This is a genomic window from bacterium (assembly GCA_020440705.1).
In the GTDB taxonomy this organism is placed as follows: Bacteria; Krumholzibacteriota; Krumholzibacteriia; order LZORAL124-64-63; family LZORAL124-64-63; genus JAGRNP01.
In genome coordinates, this window is record JAGRNP010000140.1 from 1 (window position 1) to 8,731 (window position 8,731).

Sequence of the window (8,731 nt, forward strand, 5' to 3'; positions counted from 1 at the left end):
GCCGGCTTCCAGGACTTCGATGACAACGCCGTCGCCGCCATCCGGCAGTGGCGCTTCGCCGCCCTCACGGGCAACACGGCGCGGGAGCAATGGGGGACGATCACGTTCCGCTACCGCCTGCACGACTAGCCAACCCGCGGCCGCCCGCGGCCGCCGAACGGGGACCGGAGACATGGCCAAGTTCACGACAATCCTGATCCTGACGCTCGCGGCCGCAGCGACCGCCGGCGGCGCCCGGGCGAGCACCCCGACGCCGGACATGGCCCTCAAGGGCGATCGCGACGGCACCGTCTTCCGCAGCCTCACCGTCGAGGGCGAGAACCGGGTGCAGATCCGCTTCGAGCGGCCGCGGCTGGAGGTCGCGGTCGATCCCGAGCAGGCTCCCGGACTGCTGCTCGAGGACGGGCTGGACATCCTGGACCGCACGCTGCCCGACCTGGTCGGACCGCTGCTGGCCACATCGGTCACCCACGCCACGCCCCATGGCCCGCGGCCCTGGCTGCAGGCCTACGAACGCGGCCCCGTCGCGCGCTTCGTGCCCGATCTGGCGGACGTGGCCACCTGGAAGCTCTCGGTGGTCGATTCCCGCGGCCAGACCGCCATGGTCTTCGCCGGCCAGGGCGACCCGCCGGCGGACATCGCCTGGGACGGGCAGCGCCTCGACGGCACGCCCGCGCCGCCGGGCTACACGTACAGCATCGTGCTCGAGGCCCGGGATCCCGCCGGCAACGAGCGCCGCTTCGTCGGCGACGGCTTCACGCTGCCGGCCTACCGGCGCCTGGATGCCGCCGGGCCGGTGTTCCTCGTCTCGGGCGACGACTGGCTGCACGCCGGGGGCGTGGGAGCCGCGGGCAGCGGACTCCTGCTCGAGGCCGCCGCCGCATTCAACACCCACGTGCCGGCCGAGCGGCCCGTCCGCGTCGTCGCGACCCACCGCAGCGCCGTCGAGGCCGAGCGTCTCGGCCGCCTGGTGGCCGGCGCCCTCGGGCCCCTCGTGATCGGCCCCGCGAGCCGGATCGAGGTCCAGACCCGCATCGAACCCACGGCGCCCGCCGGCGGTACCCTGGAGCTGTCGGGCCGCCCCTGAGCGGTCCGAACCGTTTCCCGTCGACTCGGCCGGCGCCCCGGAGCGCCGGCCGCGCGCTTTCTCGATACTTCCCTTTGCAACGTCCTGCGGGTGGTATAACGTTCGGGAAAACCCCACCTCGAACGGGCCCCCGCCGCGCCTTCGCCTCGCGACGCCGGACCGTGGAGAGCCAACATGACCGACGCCAGAGGACTGCTTGCCGCCTTTCCTCCGCACGGGTACGACGAGTGGCGCGCCGAAGTCGAGCGCCTGCTCAAGGGCGCCCCCTTCGCGCAGCGGATGATCACGCGCCTGCCCGAGGGATTCGACGTGGCCCCGCTCTATCGGGCCGACGACATCGCCGACGTGCCCTGGCTCGCCGCCATGCCCGGCACCGCTCCCTTCGTCCGGGGGCCGCGGGCGGCCGGCTACCACGCCGCTCCCTGGTGGATCAGCCAGGAGTTGCGCAGCGTCTCGTGCGAAGACTTCAACAACGCCCTGCGGGACGGTCTGCAGCGGGGCCAGACGGCGGCCGTGCTGATCCTCGATCAGGCCGGAATGGCCGGCCTCGACCCGGACCAGTCCGAGGCCGATCTGGTCGGGCAGGGCGGTGTCTCCCTCTGCTCGTTGCAAGAGTTGGACACGGCCCTCGACGGCGTCGACCTGGCCGCGGTGCCGGTCCAGATCGAGTCGGGCGCGGCGGCCCTGCCGGTGGCGGCGATGCTCGTGGCCCTGGCCCGGCGTCGCCGGGTCGACCTGAAGCGGCTGCGCGGCTGCCTGGGGGCCGACCCCTTCGCCGGACTGGCCCGGCGCGGCCGCATCAACGGCTCGCTCGACCTGCTGCTCGACGAACTGGCCATGCTTTCGCGCTGGACCGCCGTCCACGCCCCTGGCCTGCGCACCCTGCCGGTGCACGAGACGCCGTGGCACGACGGCGGCGCCGATCTCGCCCTCGGCCTCGCCCTGACCCTGTGCGGGGCCGTCGAGACCCTGCGGGCCATGGACGCCCGCGGCATCGCGCCCGGGGAAGCCGCGCCCCGGTTCCAGTTCAATGTGGCGGTGGGCACCGACTTCTTCGCCGAGATCGCCAAGCTGCGCGCGCTGCGCCTGCTGTGGTCCCGGATCCTGACCGCGTCGGGCGTGGCGCCCGGGGATGCGACGGTGTTCATCCACGCCCGCACCGCCCTGCGCGACCAGACGGACATCGATCCCCACGTGAACCTGCTGCGCGGCACCACCAAGGCCATGAGCGCCGTGCTGGGCGGCGTCGACAGCCTGCACGTCAGCCCCTTCGACGCGGTGGGCGGCTCGGATGCCGTCAGCCGCCGCATCGCCCGCAACGTGCAGCTCATCCTCTCCCACGAGTGCCACCTCGACCAGGTGGCCGATCCGGCGGGGGGCTCGTGGTACGTGGAGAGCCTCACCCGCGACCTGGCCGAAGCGGCCTGGCGCCGGTTCCAGGAGTGCGAGGCCGACGGCGGCCTGAAGGCGGCCCTCGAATCCGGCCGCGCCCAGGCGTCGGTGGCCGCCGCGGCGCAGCGGCGGGCCGATGAGCTGGCGACGCGGCGCGCCGTGCGTGTCGGCGTCAACGCCTACCCGCCGGCCGACTGGTCGCCGCGCCCGCCGCGCGACGCGGAAGGCCTGCGGCGGCGTCGCGGCGAGGTCCTCTCCCGGCAGCGGAGCTCCGCGACCCAGGAGGCCCACCTGCTCGTGCTCGGGCGCCTCGAGAAGCTCATGGACTGCCCGGGCGACGAGCTCTTCGAACCCATGGTCGGGGCGGTCGACGCCGGGGCCACCCTCGGTGAGGTCATCGGCGTGACGCGCGCCAGCAGCGAGCCCGGCCTGGTGGTCGAGCCCATTCCGCTGCGGCGGGAGGCGCTCCCCTTCGAACTGCTGCGCGGCCGGGTGGCGGTGCGGGCGCAGACCGATCCGGCGGCCGTCACCGTGCACCTGGCCTGCCTGGGCGACTTCGCCCGCTACATGCCCCGACTCGACTTCGCGCGCGGTTTCTTCCAGGTGGGGGGCTTCCGCATCGCGGGCGCCGACACGTGGCACGCCGAGGCGTCGGCCGCCGCCGCCGCGGCCCGGGCGACCGGCGCGCGAACGGTCGTGCTCGTGGGGCTCGACGAGACGTACGCCGACCTGGCCGCTGCGACGGCCCGCGCCCTGAAGTCCGGCCCGCACGCCCCCGCCGTCGTCGTCGCCGGCTCGCCGGGCGACCAGGAGGACGCCTGGCGCGCCGCCGGCGTCGACCACTTCATCGCCCTGCGCAGCCATGTGCTCGACGTGCTCGGCGGCCTGCTCGACGCGGGGGAGGACCGCCCATGAGCCGCATTCCCGACTTCAGCCGCCTCGACCTGACGCCGGCCGGCGGGGCCGCCGTGCCCGGGACCGACTGGGTCGCCGCGGTGCGGGCCGAAACCGGCCGCGACCCCGCCGACCTGGCCTGGATGACGAACGAGGGCATCGCCGTCGCGCCGGTCTACCGGGCCGACGACACGGCGGCCTGCGAACACCTCGACTACACGGCCGGCCTGCCGCCCTTCCTGCGCGGGCCCTACGCCAGCATGTACGTGACGCGGCCCTGGACCGTGCGCCAGTACGCGGGGTTCTCCACCGCCGAGGAGAGCAACGCCTTCTACCGCCGCAACCTCGCCGCGGGACAGAAGGGCCTCTCGGTGGCCTTCGACCTGGCCACCCACCGCGGCTACGACTCCGATCACGAGCGCGTGGTCGGCGACGTGGGCAAGGCGGGCGTGGCCATCGACTCGGTCGAGGACATGAAGATCCTCTTCGACGGCATCCCGCTCGACCGCATGTCCGTGTCCATGACCATGAACGGCGCCGTGCTGCCGGTGATGGCCTTCTACATCGTGGCCGCGCTGGAGCAGGGCGCCACGCCCGCGCAGCTCACCGGCACGATCCAGAACGACATCCTCAAGGAGTACATGGTCCGCAACACGTACATCTATCCGCCCGAGTTCTCCATGCGGATCATCGCGGACATCTTCGCCTACACCGCGCGCCAGATGCCGCGGTTCAACAGCATCTCCATCAGCGGCTACCACATGCAGGAGGCCGGGGCCACGGCCGACCTCGAGCTGGCCTACACCCTCGCCGACGGCGTCGAGTACGTGCGCACCGGCCTGGCCGCCGGCCTGGACATCGACACCTTCGCGCCGCGCCTGTCGTTCTTCTGGGCCGAGGGCACCAACTACTTCATGGAGATGGCCAAGCTGCGCGCGGGACGACTGCTGTGGGCGAAGCTCATCCGGCAGTTCGACCCGAAGAGCGACAAGTCCATGGCCCTGCGCACCCACAGCCAGACCTCGGGCTGGTCGCTGGCCGAGCAGGATCCATTCAACAACGTGGCCCGCACCTGCATCGAGGGCATGGCCGCGGCCCTGGGCGGCACCCAGAGCCTGCACACCAACGCCCTGGACGAGGCCATCGCCCTGCCGACCGATTTCTCGGCCCGCATCGCGCGCAACACCCAGCTCTACCTGCAGGAGGAGACGGGCATCTGCCGCACGGTCGACCCGTGGGGCGGTTCCTGGTATCTTGAGAGCCTCACGCACGAACTGATGCACAAGGCGTGGGCCCACATCGAGGAGGTCGAGGCGCACGGGGGCATGGCCGCGGCCATCGGCAGCGGGCTGCCCAAGATGCGCATCGAGGAGGCGGCCGCCCGCCGCCAGGCGCGCATCGACTCGGGCCAGGAAGTGATCGTCGGCGTGAACCGCTATCGCCTGGACAAGGAGGAGCCCCTCGAGATCCTCGAGGTGGACAACACCGAGGTCCGCCGGCAGCAGATCGCGCGCCTCGAACAGGTGCGCCGCGACCGGGACGACGTGGCGGTGAAGCTGGCCCTGTCGGGCCTGAACCGGTGCGCCGTCACGGGCGAGGGGAACCTGCTCGAGATGTGCGTGAACGCCGCGCGCTGCCGCGCCACCCTCGGCGAGATCAGCGACGCCATGGAGCAGGTGGCCGGTCGCCACCAGGCCGAGATCCGGACCATCAGCGGCGTGTACGCCGCGGCCTACGGCGGGAAGGACGACGAGATCGACACGGTGCAGCAGATCCACGCGATGGTCGACGCGTTCGCGGCACGCGAGGGCCGCCGTCCGCGCATCCTCGTGGCCAAGATGGGCCAGGACGGCCACGACCGCGGCGCCAAGGTGGTGGCCACGGCCTTCGCCGACCTGGGCTTCGACGTCGACGTGGGGCCGCTCTTCCAGACTCCGGCCGAGACGGCGCGCCAGGCGGTGGAGAACGACGTCCACATCGTCGGCATGAGCAGTCTGGCGGCGGGCCACAAGACGCTGCTGCCCCAACTCGTGGCCGAGCTCAAGGCCCTCGGGCGGGAGGACATCATGGTCATCTGCGGCGGCGTGATTCCGGCCCAGGACTATGCCTACCTGCGCGAGAACGGGGCGGTGGCGGTCTTCGGGCCGGGCACCGTGATCCCCGTGGCGGCCCGGAAGCTCATCGAGGAACTGAACCGCCGCCTGGGGTACCGCTAGGTTGGGCGGCGGCAAGGGCAGTCGCGACGGCGGGAAGCCGCCCCGTTCGGCCCTGCACGTGCGGCCGGGTGTCGACGGCGGCCATGACGGCCTGCCGGGCGCCACCGGTGCCACTCCGGCGTCCGCCGGACCCCGCCGCCGCGAGATGAGCACTGCCGAGTACGTCGACGGGGTCCTTTCGGGCGACCGCACCCTGCTGGCCCGCGCCATCACCCTCATCGAATCCAACGCCCCAGCCCACCAGGCCACGGCCCAGGCGGTGCTGACGGCCCTGCTGCCCCGGCGCGGCGCCTCGATCCGCGTCGGCATCACCGGCGTGCCCGGGGCGGGCAAGAGCACCTTCATCGAGGCCCTCGGCGGGCAGCTGACGGCCGCCGGCCATCGGGTCGCCGTGCTGGCCGTGGATCCGAGCAGCAGCCTGACCGGAGGCTCGATCCTCGGCGACAAGACGCGCATGGAGAAGCTGGCCGCCGACCCGGGCGCGTTCATCCGGCCCTCGCCCTCGGGCGGGGCTCTCGGCGGCGTCGCCCGCAAGACGCGCGAGTCGATCGTTCTGTTCGAGGCGGCCGGCTACGACGTGATCCTCGTCGAGACCGTGGGCGTGGGGCAGAGCGAGATCCAGGTCCGTTCGATGGTGGACATGTTCCTGCTCGTGCTGCTGGCCGGCGCCGGCGACGAACTGCAGGGCATCAAGAAGGGCGTGGTGGAGATCGCCGACGCCATCCTCGTGAACAAGGCCGACGGCAAGGGACGCGAGGCGGCCGAGCGGGCGCGCGCCGAATTCGAGCAGGTGCTGCACTACCTGCGCCCGGCGACGCCGGGCTGGCGGCCGGTGGCCCGCGCCCTCAGCGCCCTGTCCGGCGACGGCGTGGCGGGCGTCTGGGAACTGGTGGAGGAATTCGCCGCCACGCTGCGGCAGGGCGGCGGCTTCGCGGCGCGGCGCGCCGAGCAGGAAACCCTCTGGATGCGCGCCCTGGTGGCCGAAGGGCTGTCCACCCGTTTCGAGCGGCATCCCGAGGTGGCTGCCCGGCGGGCCGCGCTGGAGGCCCGGGTCGCCGCCGGCGAGATCCCGGCCACGGTCGCGGCCCTCGAACTGCTCGACCTGTTCGGCGGCGGCGCCTGAGTCCGGCCCGGTCCGAACTGGTCAAACCCGCCGGCCCGCACTAGATTGGCCGTTCCATCCGTCCGGCCGGACCGCGGTCCGGCCCGTTTCGTCCCGGCACCGTTCCGCGACAGGGGAGACCCATGAGTCCGCTGCCCATCACGCTCTTCGACACCCTCACCGGCCGCAAGCAGGAATTCGAGCCCCTCGAGGCGGGCAAGTGCGGATTCTACTGCTGCGGGCCGACGGTGTACGGGCTGAGCCACCTGGGCAATGCGCGGGCCGCCCTGGTGCCGGACGTGATGGTGCGCTTCCTGCGGCATGCGGGCTACGAGGTGAAGTACGTCCGCAACATCACCGACATCGACGACAAGATCATCACGCGCAGCCACGAGGAAGGCATCCCCGCCGGGGAAGTGGCCGACCGCTACGCCGCCGAGTACGCGGCGGACATGGCGGCCCTCGGCCTGCTCGAACCCGACGTCACGCCGCGCGTGAGCGACCACGTGGCCGAGATCGTGGCCCTGGTCCGTGATCTCGAGGCCAAGGGCCTGGCCTACGCCGTCGACGGCGACGTGTACTACCGCGTGAAGGACTTCGCGGGCTACGGCAAGCTGAGCAAGCGCAACGTGGAGGAGATGCTCGAGGGCGCCGGCGCCCGCATCGACGTCGACGCGCGCAAGGAGTCGCCCCTGGACTTCGCCCTGTGGAAGGCCGCCAAGCCGGGCGAGCCCGCCTGGGACAGCCCCTGGGGCCCGGGCCGCCCGGGTTGGCACATCGAATGCTCGGCCATGAGTTCGACCCACCTCGGCGACAGCTTCGACATCCACGGCGGCGGGCTCGACCTGATCTTCCCGCACCACGAGAACGAGATCGCCCAGAGCCAGGGCGCCCACGGCGAGCACACCTTCAGCAAGTACTGGGTGCACAACGGCTTCATCGATTTCGCGGGCGAGAAGATGTCCAAGTCGCTGGGCAACTTCTTCACCACGCGCGAGATCATCAACCTGTACGACCCCGAATCGGTGCGCTACTTCCTGCTGACGGTGCACTACCGCAGCGGCCTGAACTTCGAGATCGAGGTGACGTGCCCGGCGTGCGGCGCGCAGCTGGACAAGGCGGCCCAGGAATCGGGGGCCTGCGCCTGCGGCGTGACCACCGACCGGGACACCCTGCGTCGGCGCGTGCGCTTCCCGGGTCTCGAGGAGGCCGACGAGCGCCTGGCCTACGTGTACACGACCCTGCAGGGCGTGCGGGAGTTCCTGGCGGCGGCGAAGAAGCCGGGCGGTGAGGAGCCGGTGCTCGAGCACACGGCCGAGTTCCTGGACGCCTTCGTGGCCCACATGCAGAACGACTTCAACACGAGCGGCGCCCTCGGCGTGCTCAGCAAGCCCCTCGCCGAGGCCAACGGACTGCTCGCCTCGGCCAAGGGCGTGGGCAAGGCGACGCGCTACCTCACCCTCGAGAAGTTCGCCGCCGACATGGCCGTCGTCGCCCGCATCCTCGGCTGCTTCGGCCGGGATCCGCAGGTGTGGCTCCTGGCCCGTCGCGACCAGAAGGCGGCGCGCATGGGGCTCGACACCGGGCGGGTCGACGCGCTGCTGGCCGCCCGGCGGGCCGCCCGCGAAGGCAAGGACTGGGCGGCGGCCGATCGCATCCGCGACGAGCTGGCCGGGCTGGGCGTGGGCGTGCAGGACGGGCCCGAGGGCTCGGTGTGGAACTTCCTGTAGTCCGGGTTGTGTGAAGGGTCGGCGATCCGCTCGCCGGAAAGGAGGCCGACGATGTTCGGCAGGCACTGGCGCGAAATCCTGGTGACCCTCGTGGTCGGCGGCGGCGCGGCCGTCCTGATCACGGCCCTGTCCATGTGATCGGGACCCGCCCGGGTCCCCGACTCCTGGCGCCCGTCGCCGGCCGGATCTGGCTGGCGGCGGCGCTCATCTATCTTCTGCTGCATCTGCTGCCCGTGTCCGGACCGGTGGCGTGGTACGTCCCGGATCTGCTCTGCCTCCCCGTCGTGCTCGGTGCCGTGCTCATGGCCCA

General features: G+C 72.4%; 6 protein-coding genes. All 6 read left to right on the plus strand.

Features of this window, described 5'->3' with window-relative positions:
- A partial coding sequence (locus tag KDM41_15640) for a TonB family protein (GenBank protein MCB1184861.1) occupies nucleotides 1-129 on the plus strand: 129 nt, incomplete at its 5' end.
- A 43-nt stretch (nucleotides 130-172) separates the two neighbouring features.
- Nucleotides 173-1,087: a hypothetical protein gene (locus KDM41_15645; protein ID MCB1184862.1), complete on the plus strand. Its 915-nt coding sequence runs from the start codon at nucleotides 173-175 to the stop codon at nucleotides 1,085-1,087.
- 174 nt (nucleotides 1,088-1,261) lie between these two features.
- Nucleotides 1,262-3,394, plus strand: a complete 2,133-nt coding sequence (locus KDM41_15650; protein MCB1184863.1) for an acyl-CoA mutase large subunit family protein — start codon at nucleotides 1,262-1,264, stop codon at nucleotides 3,392-3,394.
- Nucleotides 3,391-5,589 (plus strand): methylmalonyl-CoA mutase, encoded by a 2,199-nt coding sequence (scpA, locus tag KDM41_15655; protein ID MCB1184864.1) that lies wholly within the window; start codon nucleotides 3,391-3,393, stop codon nucleotides 5,587-5,589. Before KDM41_15650 ends, scpA begins: the two co-directional genes overlap by 4 nt.
- Before the next feature lie 145 nt (nucleotides 5,590-5,734).
- On the plus strand, nucleotides 5,735-6,712 hold the full coding sequence (gene meaB, locus KDM41_15660) for a methylmalonyl Co-A mutase-associated GTPase MeaB (GenBank protein ID MCB1184865.1): 978 nt from the start codon (nucleotides 5,735-5,737) through the stop codon (nucleotides 6,710-6,712).
- A 122-nt stretch (nucleotides 6,713-6,834) separates the two neighbouring features.
- Nucleotides 6,835-8,421: a cysteine--tRNA ligase gene (gene cysS, locus KDM41_15665; protein ID MCB1184866.1), complete on the plus strand. Its 1,587-nt coding sequence runs from the start codon at nucleotides 6,835-6,837 to the stop codon at nucleotides 8,419-8,421.
- Nucleotides 8,422-8,731 lie beyond the last annotated feature (310 nt).